This is a genomic window from Moorena sp. SIO4A5 (assembly GCF_010672005.1).
Taxonomy (GTDB): domain Bacteria; phylum Cyanobacteriota; class Cyanobacteriia; order Cyanobacteriales; family Coleofasciculaceae; genus Moorena.
Genome location: NZ_JAAHHZ010000037.1, coordinates 1 through 19,248 on the forward strand (window position 1 = coordinate 1; position 19,248 = coordinate 19,248).

Annotated in this window: 18 protein-coding genes and 1 pseudogene; 9 read left to right on the plus strand and 10 right to left on the minus strand. The window is 44.4% G+C overall.

The annotated features are described in order from the left end of the window. Window positions 1-390 precede the first annotated feature (390 nt). The gene (locus tag F6K57_RS13480) at window positions 391-591 is read right to left on the minus strand and encodes a hypothetical protein (protein WP_075900035.1); all 201 of its coding nucleotides are present in this window, start codon (window positions 589-591) and stop codon (window positions 391-393) included. A gap of 203 nt (window positions 592-794) precedes the next feature. On the opposite strand from F6K57_RS13480, the gene F6K57_RS13485 reads away from it, so the two are divergent. From F6K57_RS13485 to F6K57_RS13505, 5 genes are all read left to right on the plus strand, one after another. Further along, a complete protein-coding gene (locus tag F6K57_RS13485) occupies window positions 795-917 on the plus strand; it encodes a hypothetical protein (protein ID WP_293068292.1) in 123 nt (40 codons plus the stop codon). 105 nt (window positions 918-1,022) lie between these two features. Continuing rightward, window positions 1,023-1,466, plus strand: a complete 444-nt coding sequence (locus tag F6K57_RS13490; protein WP_293068294.1) for a hypothetical protein — start codon at window positions 1,023-1,025, stop codon at window positions 1,464-1,466. Beyond that, a complete protein-coding gene (locus F6K57_RS13495; RefSeq protein WP_293068296.1) occupies window positions 1,414-2,079 on the plus strand; it encodes a pentapeptide repeat-containing protein in 666 nt (221 codons plus the stop codon). Before F6K57_RS13490 ends, F6K57_RS13495 begins: the two co-directional genes overlap by 53 nt. 498 nt (window positions 2,080-2,577) lie before the next feature. Then, a complete protein-coding gene (locus F6K57_RS13500; protein WP_293030426.1) occupies window positions 2,578-3,033 on the plus strand; it encodes a DUF6335 family protein in 456 nt (151 codons plus the stop codon). Window positions 3,034-3,387: 354 nt separating this feature from the next. Beyond that, window positions 3,388-4,230 (plus strand): excalibur calcium-binding domain-containing protein, encoded by an 843-nt coding sequence (locus F6K57_RS13505; protein ID WP_293068298.1) that lies wholly within the window; start codon window positions 3,388-3,390, stop codon window positions 4,228-4,230. On the opposite strand, the gene F6K57_RS13510 is transcribed toward F6K57_RS13505, so the two are convergent. After that, the gene (locus F6K57_RS13510) at window positions 4,219-4,344 is read right to left on the minus strand and encodes a hypothetical protein (protein ID WP_293068300.1); all 126 of its coding nucleotides are present in this window, start codon (window positions 4,342-4,344) and stop codon (window positions 4,219-4,221) included. The two genes, F6K57_RS13505 and F6K57_RS13510, sit on opposite strands and share 12 nt — an antisense overlap. A gap of 182 nt (window positions 4,345-4,526) precedes the next feature. On the opposite strand from F6K57_RS13510, the gene F6K57_RS13515 reads away from it, so the two are divergent. Beyond that, a complete protein-coding gene (locus tag F6K57_RS13515; RefSeq protein WP_364302743.1) occupies window positions 4,527-10,316 on the plus strand; it encodes an alpha-2-macroglobulin in 5,790 nt (1,929 codons plus the stop codon). Between the two features lie 423 nt (window positions 10,317-10,739). On the opposite strand, the gene F6K57_RS13520 is transcribed toward F6K57_RS13515, so the two are convergent. After that, the gene (locus tag F6K57_RS13520; RefSeq protein ID WP_293021407.1) at window positions 10,740-12,086 is read right to left on the minus strand and encodes a transposase; all 1,347 of its coding nucleotides are present in this window, start codon (window positions 12,084-12,086) and stop codon (window positions 10,740-10,742) included. A gap of 108 nt (window positions 12,087-12,194) precedes the next feature. Between F6K57_RS13520 and F6K57_RS13525 the strand changes: the two genes are divergently transcribed. After that, window positions 12,195-12,473, plus strand: coding sequence for a hypothetical protein (locus F6K57_RS13525; RefSeq protein ID WP_293068302.1), 279 nt, complete (start codon window positions 12,195-12,197; stop codon window positions 12,471-12,473). 83 nt (window positions 12,474-12,556) lie between these two features. Further along, window positions 12,557-13,369 (plus strand): hypothetical protein, encoded by an 813-nt coding sequence (locus F6K57_RS13530; protein WP_293021405.1) that lies wholly within the window; start codon window positions 12,557-12,559, stop codon window positions 13,367-13,369. Here F6K57_RS13530 and F6K57_RS13535 read toward each other — a convergent pair. The 5 genes and pseudogenes from F6K57_RS13535 to F6K57_RS13555 form a co-directional block, all read right to left on the minus strand. Beyond that, complete coding sequence (locus tag F6K57_RS13535) at window positions 13,334-13,462, minus strand: hypothetical protein (RefSeq protein ID WP_293021404.1); 129 nt, start codon at window positions 13,460-13,462, stop codon at window positions 13,334-13,336. The two genes, F6K57_RS13530 and F6K57_RS13535, sit on opposite strands and share 36 nt — an antisense overlap. Window positions 13,463-13,615: 153 nt before the next feature. Further along, the gene (locus F6K57_RS13540; protein WP_293068305.1) at window positions 13,616-13,738 is read right to left on the minus strand and encodes a hypothetical protein; all 123 of its coding nucleotides are present in this window, start codon (window positions 13,736-13,738) and stop codon (window positions 13,616-13,618) included. Window positions 13,739-14,107: 369 nt separating this feature from the next. Beyond that, a complete protein-coding gene (locus tag F6K57_RS13545; protein WP_293021402.1) occupies window positions 14,108-14,749 on the minus strand; it encodes a tectonin domain-containing protein in 642 nt (213 codons plus the stop codon). A gap of 403 nt (window positions 14,750-15,152) precedes the next feature. Beyond that, window positions 15,153-15,558: pseudogene (locus tag F6K57_RS13550) on the minus strand (hypothetical protein). Beyond that, window positions 15,521-15,691 (minus strand): hypothetical protein, encoded by a 171-nt coding sequence (locus F6K57_RS13555; RefSeq protein WP_293068307.1) that lies wholly within the window; start codon window positions 15,689-15,691, stop codon window positions 15,521-15,523. The pseudogene F6K57_RS13550 and the gene F6K57_RS13555 overlap by 38 nt, the downstream one beginning before the upstream one ends. Between F6K57_RS13555 and F6K57_RS13560 the strand changes: the two genes are divergently transcribed. Continuing rightward, window positions 15,684-15,902, plus strand: coding sequence for a hypothetical protein (locus tag F6K57_RS13560; protein WP_293046741.1), 219 nt, complete (start codon window positions 15,684-15,686; stop codon window positions 15,900-15,902). The two genes, F6K57_RS13555 and F6K57_RS13560, sit on opposite strands and share 8 nt — an antisense overlap. A gap of 15 nt (window positions 15,903-15,917) precedes the next feature. Here the strand turns inward: F6K57_RS13560 and thrC are convergent, their stop codons facing one another. Together thrC and F6K57_RS13570 are read right to left on the minus strand one after the other, a co-directional pair. Then, window positions 15,918-17,018 (minus strand): threonine synthase, encoded by a 1,101-nt coding sequence (gene thrC / locus F6K57_RS13565; protein WP_293021399.1) that lies wholly within the window; start codon window positions 17,016-17,018, stop codon window positions 15,918-15,920. A gap of 188 nt (window positions 17,019-17,206) precedes the next feature. Beyond that, window positions 17,207-18,616 (minus strand): DEAD/DEAH box helicase, encoded by a 1,410-nt coding sequence (locus F6K57_RS13570; protein WP_293021397.1) that lies wholly within the window; start codon window positions 18,614-18,616, stop codon window positions 17,207-17,209. Between the last annotated feature and the right edge of the window lie 632 nt (window positions 18,617-19,248).

Consider the following 19,248-nt stretch of genomic DNA (forward strand, 5'->3'; position numbering starts at 1 on the left):
ATTTTGTGATCGCAGTCTTGGGAAACCCCTATTCGTCTAATAATGGCTCTCACCACTCCTCTCCCAATCCTTGCCTAAATCCTAGTCTCTATCACCGTTTCGACTACTTTTGCCTAATGGATAGCTTAAAAAAGGGGGGCTGGGGGGGATCATAATCTTGCGGAAAACTTTGAAAACACGCCCTAGGGGGGCAAAACCATACCCAGAATCAGCAACGCCAAAAAAATAGCCGTAGAAATACTATCCACGGCTATTTAAATGACTTATGTCACTGAGTTCCCAAACCGAAACTGATGTGATCTTATTTGATTGAGCTTGGTCTTTCGGCCACCCTACGGGACCAGACCGGAGCCAAGGCTCTGGGGGGAAGCCCCCCCAGAAATTAAGGTGTTATGGCAACAGCCAATACTTCATCATGGTTGTCTTCACTTCCCCTGGAGTTTCAGTAGGTTCCAAAGGGCTCCAGTCGGCAATCTCCCCATAGCCAAGGGAATAAAACCTTTGCATACTATGGATTACGGCTTGACGAGGACCTTTTAGAGTGTGCTCAACAGGTTGTTTCTTGAAGTTTTGGTTAGAGTATTTTGACATAAGTCAGAACTTGAAATCATTGTGGCTTTATATTAATTATTGTAATGATTATAATTTAAGTTGTCAAGGGTTTTTATAAGTTTTTATTTGGAAGTTTTAGAGATAGTTAAAAAAAATGATTGGAGCAGGGAGACTATGTAATAATAATTGAAATTATAGCGTTTATAGGACTCATGATGTACATATAATTATTTTACTACTGGTTGTTCCCTGTTCCCTATTCCCTGTTCCCTGTTCCCTGTTACCTATTCCCTATTCCCTGTTACCTATTCCCTGTTACCTATTCCTTATTGCCTATTCTCTGTTCAAAACTTCTGATGCTATAGTTATGCTAAATCAGCAAGACTATGACAGAGTTTAGCCAGGGTAATAAAACTAAAAAACTAACTATCGCCGCTTCTTAAAAAGGTGTATAAACAGCGAAAAAGGCTTTGGATAAGCTAGGATTTGAGTTAAAAAGTAACTTTCCAAAGTCACAAGGGATAAGTCACTATACAGTTACAAAATTTTTTAAGTCAGAGCCAATTCAGCTTGATTTATTTAAACGGATATGCGAGGGATTGACCCTAGACTGGAAAGAAATTGCGGGAATAGCAGAAGAACAAGCATCAGAACAGCTAAACAAAACTGATGGCAGTAGCTCAGAGCTGGTGAAGGGTGTAGAGCAAAGTGAATCCCTGAGCCAAAAAGAGACTGTAATCGAGAGACACAGTGAAACAATCAAAGCTGTTCTTGTATTAGAAGGAGATATAAATTCAGTTCAACCTTCAAAACTGATTGAATCTATTTTACAACAATCTTCAGGATACACGATCAACATTATTGATATTAAAACCAAGCCGCTTAATCCTAGAGTGCTCTCAAGAGGCGATTGAACAGCTTGAAGCTCGGATAAAATCAGAAGACCTAAAAGAATTAAGCGGTTTTCCTATTAAAGATATTCAAATTTTGAACGAAAGGTCAGATGATGAAGAAAATAGCAACCTTGATCATAAATGGCGTCTAGTGGCAGAGATTACCAGCAGTGGAGCTGTGGGTCGAGATTTGAGGGGTGCGGACCTTAGTGATGCCGACCTCAGTGATACGAAGCTTAGTGGTGCTAATCTATGTGATGCGGACTTGAGGGGTGCAGACCTTAGTGGTGCCGACTTAAGTGGTGCCGACTTCAATGATGCAGACCTGAGTGGTGCCCACCTCAGTAGTGCTAACCTGATTCGTGCTAACTTGATTCGTGCTAACTTGAGTGGTGCCAACCTCACTGGTGTTAACCTGATTCGTGCCAAGCTGATTGGTGCCAATTTCAGTAATGCCAACCTCAGTGGTACTAACCTCAGTGGTGCTAACCTTAATGGTGCCGACCTCACTCGTGCCCAGCTCAGGGATGCTAAAGTCAAAAATGCCCGATTCGCATATATTTTAGGAATTGATGAATCCACCAAGCTTGAGCTAATTAAAAGAGGAGCAATTTTTTATAATTTTCCAGCTTAACCCTCTGAAATTAGTTCTTGAAACATTACCAGTTATGTGTATTAAAAAAAAGCGATCGCTTTTTTTACATAACTGGTAATTCGACGGATAATTTATGTGTATAAAAAAAAAGCGATCGCATAACTTACATAACTGGTAATTAGTCTAAAGGTAGGTGAACCTAAAGGATAAATCCTAATTTTAAATTCTTCAGCTAGGGTTTAAACAAAGCGACCAATCACTTTTTTATAAAGTTCATATTCAGGGGAAGGATCCATGATTTCTAGCTTCCCAGGATTGTAGGTAAGGCGTAAGCAGCGATAGTTTTACAATTTATTGAGTAATGTTTAATAGTGTTGCTAACTGATCCCATAGCGTTATATTCCTTATAATGCTGGGGTAAAGGGAGTGATGGTCATAGGGAGAGTGCTTTGGAATTATAGTTATTTTAGCAGTACAATTTAAGTAGAAGGAGACTAGTTATGAATCAAGCAATGACACTAATCAGGAGTAACGATTATGAAAGATTACAAGAACAACGATGTAGTCAACTCTTATGAAATTCTGAAACGAGAGGAAGGGTATACTGACAACCGTAATACAGAAGAAGTCTTTTTAGCAGACCTGACTGGAATAGAAGACCCTGACCGGATTTTTGAGGGTGTAGTTGACCGTGACACTGGGATGGGACGCACCTTGGAGAAGTTGAGAACTAGCAAACTATCCGGTGGCAATGTCACCGGTGGCGATATTTACGATAATTGGTATCAGGCTGAAGTAGTGGGTGAAGAAGCAGTTGGAGGAGAAACGCCCACTCCTGACCAAAATGTAACTGAAGACTTGCTGGAGTCCATGGGAATTTCTTCAGTTGATGGTGAAGCTGTCCAAACTCGAGACAAGTTAGAGGTTCGCGATCACCTCCGCTGGGAGCTGAACCCTGAATCTTCTGAAGATTACTCCCAACACTTGAAATAAGTTCCTGTTGGCAACGGATGGCTTAACGGATGTCAGGGATGGGGAGAGGGATTGATGGTTTTTTGCGAATCCATTAGTTTGGGAATTGATTAGTTTGGGAAGATCGGGACTTAAACTCTAAAAAACCTCTAAAAGAGGGGAGAGTTGCTGCCAACCTTAGTTTTCCCCTCTAGTTCAATCCCGATAAATCAGACAACTACAGCTAAGGATAAAATGATTATTTATACTCAAAAAAAATAAGTAATTTTCTGGCGGCTTCTGTGTTATATATATACTACATTTGAAGCATGTATTTGGGTTGATCAATTGGAAAAATTAACGTAAAGTCTTGAAAGTAATCTCAATCATAGAATAGTGAAACAAATTTTACTGAGAAGCTTTAAAGCTTTGGTGATGACAGTTATGTTGATGCTTTCGATAGTAGCATCACTGACTAGTTACCCCGATCTAGCCCTAGCCCAAACATATCTTAACTTCTCCAGCCCTGGTTCTCAGGTTGAAATCCTACATCCAACTGGTTTTGTTAACCTAAATAATGGCTCGTTCACACCTAATTTTGGAGCTGTAGCTAACATTTTCAATGGCAATGGACTGACTGGTAGCGGCACGGAACTGGATCAACTCCACGTAGCTGGAGGAAATTCAGATAACTTTCTCTCAGCGAAGCTAAATCATTGTGCAACGGCAGCTGATGTAAACTTTGACTTTGACTTTGGCAGCCCAGTCGTCTTGAATACACTAGCCCTATGGAATTACAATGCTTTCAATACAACGGCAACTAATCGGGGTATCAAAGACTTTATCTTAGTTCTCTCTAACAAAGCAGATTTTAGTGATCCAGTTTTTGAATCTTCAACCCTAACTCTGCCTAAAGGACCTGCAACCAATATTCCGGCTACTATCTTCTCTTTTCCTAATGTGAAAGCTCAGTTTGCCAGAATCGATGTTGTCTCCAACTATGGACCGACAAGTCTGATTGGCTTATCTGAGGTTCGTTTTGCCAAGATGGTTAGTAACACAACACCTAACTCGTCTCCTGCTCCACAACCTGAATTGCCCAATTGCGTGAATACAGATTGCAATTGTTCAGATTTCAGTACTCAAGCTGAAGCCCAACAGGTGCTTGATGCCTTTCCCGGCGACCCGCACCGGCTAGACCGTGATAAAGATGGTATCGCTTGTGAGTCACTGCCCTAAACAAAGTGGGCGTTGCTGAATCTTCGCGCTGAATAGGAGTAGAGTGGGCATCCTGCCCGCCCGGGAATGAAACAGGCAAGATGCCTGTTCCACGCCTGATGCCCATTCTACCAAGATCGCCGAACGGGCAAGATGCCCATTCTACCAAGATCGCCGAACGGGCAAGATGCCCATTCCACCTAACTATTAAAATCATTCCATTATTGATACTTAGCTGCAACAAGCGCCCTACCCCGGCGAGTTAACGAAACTTAGGGCAATCCTGCCAAATTAAAAAATCTGAGCTTTAATCAAAAATGGAAGCTCCAAAAGGAAAATCTAGGCACGCCATGGGTAGGGTAATTAAAACAGCCATAGGGTTATTACTGGGATTATCTCTCATCCTAGGAATAATAAGCTGTGATAGCGCTAAACTAACGTCAGGGTTTCAACCCTTACCAGCAGTAGCTCCCCTACCGATGCCTCAAATCCCAGAGTGGATTGAACAAATTAGTCCCATCGGCATGGCTGAGCCCCTTTCCCAAATTCGGATTCGCTTCAAAGACCCCCTGATTCCCGTTGAACGCTTGGGAAGTCCGAATCAGCGGGAAATCTTACAGAAATTTGAAATCATACCCCCTATCCCTGGGAAATTTCGTTTCTTAACCCCACGGATGGTAGGATTCCAAGCTGACCAAGCTCTGCCTCTAGCCGCTCGTGTCCAAGTTACCATCAAAGCAGGATTAGCTGACCTAAACAATCATAGTCTAGAACAAGACTTAGCCTGGACCTTCAATACTGCCCCGATCCAGTTAACCAATTTGCCAGCAACTCAGCGGAATCCAGAAGCGGAACCAGAACCGATTGCTCTGGAGCCTAAGTTAGAGTTTACCTCCAATACCCAATTGGATCTCGCTTCAGTAAACCAGCACTTGACCATGACACCGAAAGGTCAGACTCAGAGTGTCAAGCTAGATGTAGCCCTTAAGGAACAAGCAGATGTTTCCAATGAGTATAGGCAACCCGCTCAGGAATTTAACCCTTCGTTGCGGCAATGGATTTATACGATCACCCCTAAGCAACCCCTCACTAAAGCTACCGATTACAAATTAGCCTTTGCCCCTGGAGTGCGTCCCGCTCGCGGCAATATCGCGACCGAAACCGCTTTCGTTAGTCAAGTCAAAACCTTTGACCCCTTGACCTATCAGGAAACCACATTTTACGGACAGCCAGAGGCGGGAGGCGCTTATGGACGGTTTGTGAAAGGGGCAGCTCGGTTGGAATTTAATAATGGTTTGCTGGCCTCTTCCGCCATGGAGCATATTACGGTTGAGCCTGCTCCCAAGGAAGCTCCCAAATTGGTGCAAGCTTATGATGGCAATCGATTCGTTAACCTTAATCCTTGGGCATTAGAACCAGAAATTACCTATACCGTTACTCTCGGTGCTAATCTCACTGACCAATTTGGGCAAACCTTGGGTGAACCTGTAACCTTTAAATACCAAACAGGGGATTTAGCAGGGGATATCTGGGCTCCCTCGGATTTGCATATCTTTCCCTCTACCCTAAAACGCAATTCCGAGTCCCTACAGTTGAATATTTCTACAGTCAATTTACCGCAACCGGAGTATAAAGCGGCTTATCGCATCGTTCAACCTACTGACTTGGTCTATAAAGATTCCGCTTATCCCAGTGGCAAGAGCAATGATTTATTACCGAACCCAAGTCAATGGGAGCGTTTCCGGGTAGCGGGAAAGAAAAATAAAACCACTAATATCGCGGTTTCCCTGAGGAAACGACTGGGAGGTTCAACGGGAATGTTGGCCTATGGGGTGCAAGCGAAAACCTATCGCTATCAAGATGGGAATGGAAACGAAAAGTGGTGGGAACCAAAGTATTATGGCATGGTGCAGCTGACCAATTTGGGAGTGTTTGCGCAATGGTTTCCTGATTCGGGTTTGGTGCAAGTGAATCATCTGTCCGATGGCTCACCAGCAGCAGCAACGGTAGAGATATATAAGTCTGAGCTGAATGCTTCCTATCGAGGGTCACCAAAACCCTGTGCGATCGCAAAAACTGACAGAACTGGCACCATCGCCCTAACCAGCCAGGCTCTACGTCAATGTATGAATGGGGCAACGCGCTTCACTAAAGGCCCGAAATTACTGGTAATAGCTAAAGAAGGCAAAGACTGGGCATTTACTCGAACCAATGAATATAGTGGGTATTATGGCTACGGGATTTATTCAGACTGGGACAATGGCAAACCCAAATCCCGAGGCACTATTTTCTCAGACAGACAGCTTTACCAACCAGGAGAAAAGGCTTGGTTCACCGCAGCAGCCTATTATCTGGAAAAAGATAACCTCACCCAAGACAAAAATGCATCTTATCAGGTCACGCTGGTCGAACCCAATGGTAAGAAGACAGACTTAGGCACTAAGACAACCAATGAATTTGGTACCTTCTCCTTAGAATTACCCCTGAAAGAGAATCAACCCCTAGGTTTCTATACCGTTGAAGCCAGGGGAAGCAATGGCAGAGAAATTTCAGGTGGTTTCCGAGTAGCTGAGTTTAATCCTCCTAACTTTAAAGTTGACCTGACCCTTGCTCAAAAATTTGCTAACATGGGCGAGAAGGTGGACGCTAATGTCCAAGGAAATTATTGGTTTGGTTCAAATGTAGATGGGGGTAAGGTTGCCTATTATGTCACCCGCACCCCCTTCTACTTTACTCCAGCAGGATGGGAAGAGTTTTCCTTTGGTCAGCAGTGGTTTTGGCCCCAGGAAAGACCGCAAGTTACCAGTGATGTCCTCCAAACTAATCAAACTTTAAGTGAGTCTGGGGAAAGTAGTCTAACTATTCCGGTGACGAAAGACCTGCCCTATCCCATGACTTACCGGGTGGATGCCCAAGTTACCGATGTCTCGAATCTGTCGGTATCCGATTCTAAAACATTTACAGCTTTACCTAGCGATAAACTAATTGGATTAAAAGGGGATTGGGTGGCGGATGCCGGAAAACCATTCCCTCTAGAAGTGATTGTTACTGACCCCACGGGTAAATTAATCAAAGGACAATCAGTACGCCTGGAACTGCAAGAAATGAAATACAGCAGTGTCACCCAGGTCTTGGCAGGGAGTCAGCGAGAAAAGAATCAGGTGGAATACAAAACCGTGAAAGAGGTAACTGTCCGTTCCGGTAGTAGTCCGAAATCCATCAAGCTCACTCCCCCCTCATCCGGTTCTTATCGAATTCGCGCTAACTTTGCTAAAGCGAAAAATGACTTAGCAGCAACAGACTTGCAAATTTGGGCAACCGGTGGAAACGCAGTGTACTGGGGGTCTCGCTATGATAACTCTCGCCTGGATATCAAACTAGACAAGGATAGCTATAAGCCTGGGGAAACAGCCACAGCCTTGATTCAATCTCCTTATGCCGAAGGGGAATTGTATTTTTCAGTAGTTCGGAACAATACCCTCTATCGCAAAGTAGTCAAAGTTAAAGGGGGTGCGCCAGAGATTAAGTTCAAAGTCACTCCGGAGATGGTACCTAATGCCGCAGTAGAAGCAGTAGTAGTGCGCCAAGGCAAACCCCTCTCCCAAGTTGAGCCGGGGAGTGTAGAAAATCTGGTGCGGATTGGTTTTGCTCCCTTTAATACCAGCTTGGATGATAACTATCTCAAGGTAACAGAGACATTGCAGTCTAAGTCCATTGAACCTGGTGCTAAGCAAACTGTGGAATTAGCATTGCAAGATTCTAAGGGTAAACCTGTAAAGGGACAGTTTACCGTCATGGTTGTCAATGAAGCTATCTTGCAACTGAGTGGCTACCAAGTACCGGATTTAGTAGAGACCGTGTATGCTCAGCAAGATATTTCCACTCGCTTCAGTGATAACCGTCCTAAGGTGGTGCTAGAAAAGCTAGCGATGGAAATGACGCAAAAAGGCTGGGGCTATGGTGGAGGACAGTCTTCTGGGGCAGCTAGTACTCGGATTCGCACGGAATTCAAACCCTTAGCCTACTACAATGGTTCACTGGTAACAGATGCCAATGGTAAAGCAAGGGTAACCTTTAAACTACCAGATAACTTAACCACTTGGCGGGTGATGGCAGTAGCAACGGATGGCAACCTACACTTTGGTAATGGCCAGGCTACCTTTATCACCACCAAGCGGCTGATGGCTAATCCAGTATTACCTCAATTTGCTCGTCCAGGCGATCGCTTTAAAGCTGGGATAGCGCTAATTAATAATACTGGGCAAACGGGAGATTTACAAATTAATGGACAACTGACCGGTGCCGTTCAGTTTGATGGTGGTAAAGGGCCTACGCTGAATCAAAAAACCTCAGCCAAGACCGGAACCAGTGGTTATCGTTTTCCGATGGTAGCCAATAACTTGGGTAAAGCTAAAGTCAAGTTTACGACTAAGCTCAATGGTAATCAGGATGGGTTTGAAGTACCTTTAGCTGTTAAACCGGTTGACATGACTGAGCAAGTGGTGGAATCGGGAGTAACCAGGACTCAAGTAAAAATCCCAGTGAATATAGCTAGTAACGTGGTACCTGACAGGGGAGGGTTAGAGATTTCCCTGGCTAGCACTCTGATTCCTGAAATTACTGCTCCGGCTAAGCAAGTCTTGGATAACGAAGACTTACCCTTCTTAGAACCGGTAGCAAGTAAATTAGCGATCGCATCCAATTTGGAAATACTCGGCAAACAATATGGTCAGACCTTTGCTGAGTTTAACCCTAGCCAACAAGGCACTGAGGCTATCAAACAGTTACAGAAACTTCAGCGACCAGATGGTGGCTTTGCCAGATGGCCCGGACGAAAATCCTCAGACCCCTTTGTTTCTCCCTATGCTGCTACTGCTCTAGCTCGGGCGAAAGCAGCAGGATTACCAGTAGATGCTGGGATGGTGAGCCGTCTCCAGAACTACTTGCAGAAAATATTGGCAAATCCTGGTCAGTATGATTATTGCAAGAGCGTAGTGTGTAAGAGTAAGGTGCGATTAGAAGCACTGATGGGGTTAGCAGAACTCGGTCAGACCCGCAGTGACTTCCTAGGATACCTTTCTGAACAGAGCAGTAACTTCGACCGGGTCACTCAGATTAAATTAGCGCGTTACTTATTCCAGTTTCCTCAGTGGCGGAGCCAAGCCCAAACTTTAGTCAATCAGTTTCAGGAAAGCATCTATCAAACTGGGCGTTCAGCTCGGATAAACTTACCCCAAAGCTGGCGTTGGCTGGATTCTTCTACAACTGCACAAGCTCAAGCCTTGCGCCTATATATCGCCCAAAACAGCTCAGCCGAGGTTCGCAGTAAACTATTACAAGGGTTATTAGAGTTACGGCGAGACGGCACTTGGCAAACTAGCTACGATAATGCCCAAGCCTTGAGTGCCTTAGTAGACTATAGTCGATTACAGCCTACACCCCCGAGCTTTGGAGCAACGGTACAACTAGCCGGGAAAAAACTTGGCTCAGCCCAGTTCCAGGGGTATCAGAAACCTAGTCAATCGATTCAGGTTACAATGGATAACTTACCCCGAGGTCGCCATGACTTGATTGTCAAAAAATCTGGTTCAGGGACTCTACACTACTTAACCAGCTATCGTTATCGCTTACAAGGCAATCAACCCGGTCGGTTTAATGGATTACGAGTAAACAAGACCATACGTCCCGCTAATCAGGAAAAGGTATTGCGAAAGATTGGACTGTATGCTCTCAAAGAGCCATTAACAGTACCAGCGGGACAAGTGTTTGATATTGGCGTGGAGGTGATTACCGATCATCCAGTGGATCATGTCGTGATCGAAGATCTCTTACCAGCTGGCTTAGAAGCCGTCGATACTAGTTTCCAAACTGCTACCCCTTACTTCCAAGCTCAACAGGATAGCTGGCAAATCGATTATCAGAAAATCCATCGCGATCGCATTGTGGCTTATGCCGATCGATTGGAAGCTGGTGTCTATAATTTACATTATCTGGTGCGCTCAGTTACACCAGGAACCTATTTATGGCCCCCTGCCCAAGCACACCTCAACTATGCCCCAGAAGAATTTGGCAGGTCGGCTTCCTCTACGTTAGTGATTAGTGATTAATGATTAGTTAATTATTAATTGTTAATTGCTAATTGCTAATTACCATTTTGCTTTTGCCTTAAATGGCTCTCCTAGGGTGGCTATGATAAATTACTATAAAATAATCGCTATAGCCCTTACTAAGTAAGGTTTTTAGTAATTTAAAAATGCAATTTTAATAAAAGCGATGCAGCGCGGTCTTGGGGGTTTCCACGGGGCTTACAAGGTGCGGACGCAGGTTCCGCACACAGCCCCTCCCCATGAGCGACTGCATCAAGACAATGTATTTTGATTTTATTGAATCCCTTGCTATTTAAGGGGTTAAGCTCATTTAAACTACTAATTTACTATAATCAGTCTAGGAGAGCCCCTTAAATTGACAACTTAAACTTATTGAATACCCTTATGAACTACCCCGCCCTGGACGTTCGCCTTTGGCGTGGCCTACGGCCAGGACGGGGTATCAGCAGACCCGTCTGATGAGCGCGATTTTTGACGCTTCATCTTTCCCAGTTGCTTCATCGATCCAGTATGTTTACTGGTCTTTGAAGTAGAGCTAGAAAATCCACGTTTTTCGAGGTCAGTCCCGTACCCCGGCTGATTTCCATTAGCTGCTTTGAACATCACCATTGCGCTTGTTTTGTCTCTATCAAGTTCAAACCCACAAGCATCACAGCTGTGGTATCTATTTGATAGTTCAGCCCATTCTTTGTGAACTTTTCCACATTTTGGACAGCGCTGAGATGGTTTTAGCTGTCTAGTTGGTAACTGAAGGACAATTCCGCCTTTGAGTTCAATTTTGTAGGTCAGCATTTTATTGATAGTACCGAATCCTACATCTAAAATGGCTTTGTTCAATCCAGCTTTTTGCTTCTTTCTTTTTGACCCTTTTTTTGCTTTTCGGGTCATCCCTTTCGTGTTGAGTTTTTCAGTTACGCCGATGTCATAACGACTAGATAAATCTGACGTAACCTTGTGTTGCCAGTCTTTGCGCGCCAAGCCAACTTTTCTTTTTAACTGGGATTCCTTTTTGTTGGCTTTTTTCCAACGCTTAGACGCCAAAATACCTTTTTTGAAATTAGGAGCTTGCTTTCTACGTTTTTCTTTCCCGGCTGCCTTCACTTTAGGCTCTAGAGTTTTAGTAAAACGCTGGTTAGCTATCTCCTCAAACTCGCTGCCATTGAAGGCTGTGATTGCTGTCTCAGTCCCCAGGTCATAGGCTATGATCTTCTTGTACGTCAAATCAGATTCTGAGCCATATTTAGTTAATGGGGTTTCTGCTTTGACAGTTATTGAAGCATACCAAGCGTTTAGACTAGGCTTATAAGTAATTGTTAAGGTTGTTGGTGTTCCCCAAAACTTTGCCTGCCCACGCATCTTTATAGTGAGACCGAGGTCGTTCAGTGTCAAAGTCCCATGCTTCCCGTCAGTATTCACTTTCCAGCCAGCTTTACTGGGGTAAGTCCATCCGGAGTATTTCCGAATTGGCTTATATTTTGGGATTCCAGCTAATCCTTGAAAGAACCGATTATAAGCCAGGTCTACTCTCTTTAGAGTAGCTTGCAAAGACGTACTATATAACTCCTTATATTCCGGCCAGCATTTTTTGAAATCAGGCAAACAGTTTTGCTGATCAAAATATCCTATAGACTTTTTGTTTACTTTCCACTCATAACGACGATCAGCTATCCCAGCGTTGTAGAGTAACTGGTGCAGTTTTCTCGCATAAAACATCTTTGATGTAGCTGTTTTATTGGGATATATACGGAACGTCTGCCTAAAAATCGCCATAAGTGGAATCACCTCCTTGAATCTCGTGCTATTTGTTTGCTATTATTTTAATATAGTTGATAGTAAATATAAATGTCAAGCATAAAAAGGAAAAAAACTCAGAAAAGAATGAGAGGAGCACCTGATCATTATGACGAACTAAAAAAACAACACGGAATTTGGTTAACAGACACTACTTGGAAATGGTTGCAGTTAGCAGCTAAAGATTCCGGGGTAAGCGTTGGAGAGTATATAGAGAGCTGGGTAAGAAAACAGGCTTCTGGTATTTGTTCGCGTAGCGTGGCCGTAAGCCAAGGGGCTATCCATCCCCCACCTGAAAGTTCGCTTAGCGTGGCCTTTGGCCAGGTGGGAGAATTTCGCCCCCTTAAACTCCCCCTATTTTGTTAAAGTTGATGGTACTAAATTCATATCCGAATCAAAAACCGAATCCCAATAAAAAACCATATGTCCGCCCCTTGGAGGTCAAGCTAATGTTAGAGTTTAATAAATCTTCAGCTATCGACATCGATAAAGGAAATTCGAAAAAAACTAATAATCATGAAACCATTGAAACCGTTGTCAAAACGGACAATCAGGAAACTAAGCCAATAGGCTTAACTGAGCCAAAATTTTGGTCGAAGCCCCTGATTGGACATATCGCCATAACTTCTGTATTGGTTTTACTTATTACTGTAGGAGTCATATTTCTGTATTCCTTAGGTAACTACCAAACCCAAAAGTGGTTGTTGCCCCCAAGAGAACCAGTTGCCTATACTGAGACCATCGCTGATGCTGCTCCCCTTGAACAAGAAAGAATTAGTGACCAAATCCAAGAAATCCAAGCGCGAGACCAAAGACATTTTAAAATGATGACATTCTTCTACAACAATTACTATATGTCTAAGTTAATGACCTATGGTACAGCAATTGTAGCAGGAATTTGTTTACTCTTTATTATTCGATCAGGTTGGAATAGTACTCACCCTTATGTGATTAATATCTTCGTAGTGGTTTCAGCATCAGCTATTCTGTTTGGAAATATTCCGGGATTATTCCGGTATGAGGACAGTATTGTCAATAACAAACAGTTATACCTGAACTATGCATCTCTACAGAATGAGGTAACTAGCTACTTGGTGACAGGCCAAGATATCGATGGGAATCCTAGAGAAATGAAATACTTTATTAATCACATTGATAAGGAATTAAGTCGATTAAATCGACTGCCAATTGGGTTTGAGAGAACTCCACTATTAAATTATCCCACTTTATATAGCAGCTCTCAATTGGATAAGGGACTTTAGTCCTGGGTTATAGGGAGTAGGGAGTAGGGAGTAGGGAGTCGGGAGTCGGGAGTCGGGAGTCGGGAGTCGGGAGTCGGGAGGTAGCTTGCTCATGGGGGGACTCTCATGAGCAACTGCATCAAGACTACGATTGTATAATCAACGAGCTCTAAAAGCTAGGTCGCTTATATAGTCTGCGTTTTAGCTTATATATAGTCTGCGTTTTAGCTTATTTCCTTACCCCCTCAGGCTTGATCGATGAAGATTCTAAGACGAACACAGAATTTCCGGGTCTAGTGTACTGAGGCTCGGAGTACCGATTTCCCCAACTGCGCGAATCACTAAATCAGGGCATTTGCGTCCAGGGTCAAGGCAAGAAGCAATAAGCATATGCTTATTGATAAAAAGACCGCGTCATTCTCAACAAATTAACTCTATTGCGAGTACAGTTCTACGAGATTATAGGGGTTTCGAGCCACGATCAACCGATATCCAGCCAATGCACATTATGAGCCATTTTTTCTTGCGCTTACCCTGGTAATTAGGCGTTGCTGAATTAAGGAATGAATGCGGGATAATTTGGTTTTATTAAAGCCCCCTAAATCCCCCGAGCGAGCAATCCCTCGCTCGGGGGACGCAAGAGAGTTTTGTTCCCCCCAAGCGAGCAATCCCTCGCTTGGGTGGCTAGGGGGGCGTGCGCCATACCCAGAATCAGCAACGCCGGTAATTAAGCCTCTTTCTCTGGGTTAATTGTTCAAGTTATTTTACACGGTTCCTAAGTAGTCGGTTTGCAGCCAAGAGGCTGTTTAAACCACTGCCCTCCCAGGGAATAGAAGATCTGATAAATGCACCATTCACTAGCTTATAATAATTATCATCAGTGCCGATTAACCAGACATTCTCCGATGCATCTACTGATATCTGCTTGCCCTCAGAGCCAGATGGAGTCTGTACAAATGATCCGTTCTTTAGCTCATATGTATTGGTGTCCGTTCCAATTATCCAAACCGTAGTAGTGTCGTATACGGAGATCTCCAGTGCTTTAGAGCCAGATGGAGTCTGTACAAATGATCCGTTCTCTAGCTTATATGTATTGGTGTCCGTTCCAACTATCCAAACTTGGGTTGGATCAGCTATACCAACAGATATGCGAATAGCTTTACTGCCCTGCGGTTGTTGAACAAAGCTATTTCCTTCAAGTTTATAAGTGAATAATTCTCCAGCCCCGATTGCCCAAACATTTTCACTGTCACCAACTGCTATTTGAACTGCTTCAAAATCTGGGTCTACCCTTTGCCAACCCTGTAATGAATATTTGAAAACTCTTTGTTGATTGTCAATGCCAAAAGCGGTACCATCAGAACCAACAGAGATGTCCAGCATGGTCTCGAAGTCACTCATATAAAACTCCTGTGAGTGTGGAAACTACATGTATGTATTTGCAGATTGACTGAAAAAAGATCAGTGTCATTAATTTCAATCAACACATTTATATAATGTTTGATTTAACCTAGACTTTGCAGTACCCCTGAGGGTACCTTTTGTACTATTTTCGGATATTGTGTAAAATGGCTCTCCTAGTTTGGCCAGGGTAAGCGCAAGAAGCAATAAGCATATCCTTATTGATAAAAAGACCGCGTCATTCTCAACAAATTAACTCTATTGCGAGTACAGTTATAAGAGATTATAGGGGTTTCGAGCCACGATCAACCGATATCCAGCCAATGCACATTATGAGCCATTTTTTCTTGCGCTTACCCTGCATTTGCGTCGGATTTGAGTTGGGTAAGCTGGGTCAACATTCTCATCCATTAGATACTTCAGTGCCATTGGCTTTCAACTGGGCTTGTCTTTCTGCTTTGATTTTCCGGAGTCGAGCAACAGCAGGATGAGGATTCAAGGCTTGAGCTTTACGCTGTTGATGTGCCCACTCTAGCCAGTCAGCAATGTATTGACTAACTGTGTCTTTGTTCTGTAGGTAATAAAGAATTGTGGCATAGACCTCTTCCAAGGTCAGAGTTGAGTAGATTTTCGCAATTTCTTCAGCAGTGCGTCCTTGTCTTGATGCAGTCGCTCATGGGGGAAACCCCCAAGACCGCGCTGCATCGCTTAAATAGATACTCGTACAACACAGTTTCAATCCCAATCCGATGACCTTTTATCCGAATGTCATCAGGAGCCAGAAAGTTGAAATACTCTTCTAGTTGCATAAGGAATTTGATGGCGATAGTGTTTTGAAATGAGATGCTCTACTAGGATTGATGGAAACAGGGAATCGGGAGTCGGGAGTCGGGAGTCGGGATACAGAAAGGTAGCGCTATAAGACCATCGAACCTTGGCCAATAGGCCACGCTACGCCAACAACCGACGAACCTTGGCCTATTGGCCACGCTACGCGAACAACCGACGAACCTTGGCCTATTGGCCACGCTACGCCAACAACCGACGAACCTTGGCCTATTGGCCACGCTACGCGAACAACCTTCAACCGGTTAACCTTCAACCGGTTAACCTACCCTTCGGGAACGCCAAAGGCGAACAACATAACAACTGACGTTACCACTCATCTTTAAGCCTCTTTTGGCTTTAACCCCATCACCTCTGCCACAGCAGCAGTTGTGGGCTCAATCCCTTCTGTCAATGGGTTTTTGCTGTGTTCGATAGCAGTATCTGGATCTTTGAGACCATTACCTGTCAATACACAAACCACAGTTGCTCCTGTGGGTACCTGGTCTTTTACTTTCAACAAACCAGCGACTGATGTGGCGCTAGCTGGTTCACAAAAAATTCCTTCTTGGGATGCCAATAACCGATAGGCATCTAAAATTTCTTGATCGGTAACACTATTAAATGCCCCTTTACTAGCTTCTTGGGCTGCGATCGCTTTTTCCCAGCTAGCTGGGTTACCCACCCGAATTGCCGTTGCAATGGTTTCGGGATGCTCTAGGACTTTGCCAGCGACAATCGGAGATGCTCCAGATGCTTGAAATCCCATCATTTGGGGTAAGCGATCGCATTTCCCCTGCTGATGGTACTGGCAAAAGCCCATCCAGTAGGCACAAATATTACCAGCATTGCCCACTGGTATGCACAGCCAATCAGGAGCATCACCTAAGTTGTCCACTATCTCAAACGCAGCTGTCTTTTGACCTTCTAAGCGATAAGGATTGAGGGAATTGACCAAGGTCACGGGATACTTGGATGCCATTTCCCGGACAATTGTCAAGCAGTCATCAAAATTTCCCTTAATGGCGATTACTGTCGCTCCATATACCAACGCTTGGGCTAATTTCCCCAGAGCTACATAACCATCAGGAACAATTACAAATGCCCGCATTCCCCCCCGACGAGCGTAGGCTGCTGCTGATGCCGAGGTATTTCCGGTACTAGCACAGATTACCGCTTGGTCTCCTGCTTCCTTAGCTTTTGAAATCGCCATGGTCATGCCCCGGTCTTTAAAACTACCGGTAGGATTGAGACCATCATATTTCACCAGTACCTTTACTCCTCTGCCAATAATTTTGGCAATAGTGGGGACAGGAATTAAAGGAGTGTTACCTTCGAGTAAGGTTACCACTGGTGTGGAGTCAGTGACTGGCAAATAAGGACGGTAAGCCTCAACTAAGCCAGGCCAGTTGAGTGAAGTAGAAACAGACAGACTTAAAGCCACGTTTGGTTAGGGAAGTATTCAGGGTGAAGTATCAAGTGTGAAGTGTGAAGTATGAAGCATGAAGTATGAAGCATGAAGGTTATGATTTGTCAACCCTTCCATTGATTTTTATTGCTTACTCAGCAACTGGTATATTGTGCTACTTCATCCAATACGCCTTCATCCTTTACACTTCATCTTTGTCTATCTTATCTTGACTGATTCTGAATCACAGGCTTTCTCGGTTTTTCTGACCGATGGCGTTTGTCTGTGTTAAGCCGCAGTTTGGGACGTTCCACCATTCGTTCTTCGATATCGTCACTAATGGGGGGTTGAGTTTTGTCATAGAACAACTGCAATGCTGCCGCTGCGATCGCATGAGCATCATATTCTTCTTCCAATTCCCGTACAACTGGCAAGAAAGAAGCCATCCGTTCCCCTGATAAAGCTTCCCGTAACTCTGCCTGCAGTCTTTCTAAGCGCCGGGCTTCAATTTGTGAGCGGGTCGGAATCCGGGTAACTTCCAACCGTTGCCGCACCTTGCGCTCAATCTGGTAGAGTTTACGGCGTTCAAAGGGTTGAATCAGGGTAATTGCTGTTCCTGTCTTACCAGCACGACCGGTACGACCAATGCGGTGAATATAGCTTTCTACTTGATCTGGCAGGTCAAAATTGATCACATGGGTCAGATGATCCACATCTAGACCACGGGCAGCAATATCGGTTGCTACTACCCAACGCACTTGATTTTTCCGGAACCGATACAATAACCGCTCCCGCTGACTCTGACTCAAATCACCGTGGTACTCATCCACACTGTGACCAGCCGCTTGTAATTGGTTGGTTAGTTCAGCAGCCGCTTTTCGTGTTCGCACAAAAATGATTGAAGCTTCTGGGTCTTCCAGTTCCAGAATCGGATGGAGAGCCCTGATTTTTGAGCAGCCACGGGGTACCATGTAAACTCGCTGTTCAATGCGCGCTGGTGCTGCTTTCGATTGCTGAACTTTAACAGTGACCGGGGATTTCAGGAATTTGCTGACTAGGTCCTGAATTGGCCGGGGCATAGTTGCTGAGAAGCAAGTAGTCTGACGCTCTTCGGGAGTCTGTTGCAGGATTTTCTTAACATCATCGATAAAGCCCATGCTTAACATTTCATCCGCTTCATCGAGTACCACCCAGCTCAGGTTTTCCAGCTTAAGGTCTCCCCGGTCTAGCAAGTCAATCACCCGTCCGGGAGTTCCTACCACAATCTGAGCGCCTTTGTAGAGCATCCGAATTTGCCGCTCAATGGACTGACCACCGCAGACGGTTAGTATATGCAATCGACGGTCCTCACTGAAGTCCCGAATCGCTTGGTTAACTTGCTGGGCTAACTCTCGGGTTGGGGTTAGAATTAAGGCTTGTACGGTTCGCTTGTCCAAGTCAATGCGATCTAGCATTGGTAGGGAAAACGCTGCTGTTTTGCCAGTACCGGTTTGAGACATACCGAGTACATCATGGCCATTGAGCAGTTCAGGAATAGCTTGGGCTTGGATAGTAGTAGGTGTAGTGAAGCCGATTTTTTCGAGTTGGCTTACACAAGTTTCAGACAATCCCAGGCTTTGGAAAGAAACGGTCATAAGTTATTTTTCGATTTTTCGTTGGTTAGTTGTGGTTTTTTTCTGGTAAGTCAGAAAGTTAGTAGTTGAACGTGTGAGGAAACACTGTCATGGCTATAAAGACAGTGAGCCTTCAGGTTTTACTCACCATGGTTTTTGCCTTGACAAACCTATGATGAGATTAGATGAGTAGAAAGCGGTTTAGTTTCCACCCATTTGGTTAGGTGCGCTTTCCGTTGGCGAATTAAATTCGCCACGGGTCGCACCTGTTGATAGGCATCAACTCCTAAGTTGCACCTTGTCCCATAGGCAGTCGCGCTTTGGCTTAAACCCCCTCAGGTCGGGGCTGCATCGCGCTTCACCATCAGCTGGGGTCTGTTGCGACCTATTTAGTGTGTCTAAAAGCTTGAGATTAGGTTCATCCCACTAGAACACGTCTTACAGACGCAATGGTTAATGCCCTAGACACAGTTGTCAGGTTGAGGGTGGCTCCTTAGCTAGGTATTGCCCGTTGGATTGGGGTGGGTTAAATCATCCCAAATTTGACCCTCAAAGCTGAATTGATGCACCGCTCAGCTAGTTTTTACCCCCTAAGCAGGTCTTTTAAGTGTGCCGTTTACGCTGCCGTTTAGTGTGCGCTTTAGTGTGCCATT

Bases quoted from the DNA above. Each gene is read 5' to 3' on its own strand.
- F6K57_RS13480 (WP_075900035.1), bottom strand. From the start codon at position 591: ATGTCAAAATACTCTAACCAAAACTTCAAGAAACAACCTGTTGAGCAC.
- F6K57_RS13520 (WP_293021407.1), bottom strand. From the start codon at position 12,086: ATGGCGATTTTTAGGCAGACGTTCCGTATATATCCCAATAAAACAGCT.
- F6K57_RS13525 (WP_293068302.1), top strand. From the start codon at position 12,195: ATGAGAGGAGCACCTGATCATTATGACGAACTAAAAAAACAACACGGA.
- F6K57_RS13500 (WP_293030426.1), top strand. From the start codon at position 2,578: ATGAAAGATTACAAGAACAACGATGTAGTCAACTCTTATGAAATTCTG.
- F6K57_RS13535 (WP_293021404.1), bottom strand. From the start codon at position 13,462: ATGAGCAAGCTACCTCCCGACTCCCGACTCCCGACTCCCGACTCCCGA.
- F6K57_RS13530 (WP_293021405.1), top strand. From the start codon at position 12,557: ATGTTAGAGTTTAATAAATCTTCAGCTATCGACATCGATAAAGGAAAT.
- F6K57_RS13570 (WP_293021397.1), bottom strand. From the start codon at position 18,616: ATGACCGTTTCTTTCCAAAGCCTGGGATTGTCTGAAACTTGTGTAAGC.
- F6K57_RS13515 (WP_364302743.1), top strand. From the start codon at position 4,527: ATGGAAGCTCCAAAAGGAAAATCTAGGCACGCCATGGGTAGGGTAATT.
- F6K57_RS13540 (WP_293068305.1), bottom strand. From the start codon at position 13,738: ATGCTTATTGCTTCTTGCCTTGACCCTGGACGCAAATGCCCTGATTTA.
- F6K57_RS13545 (WP_293021402.1), bottom strand. From the start codon at position 14,749: ATGAGTGACTTCGAGACCATGCTGGACATCTCTGTTGGTTCTGATGGT.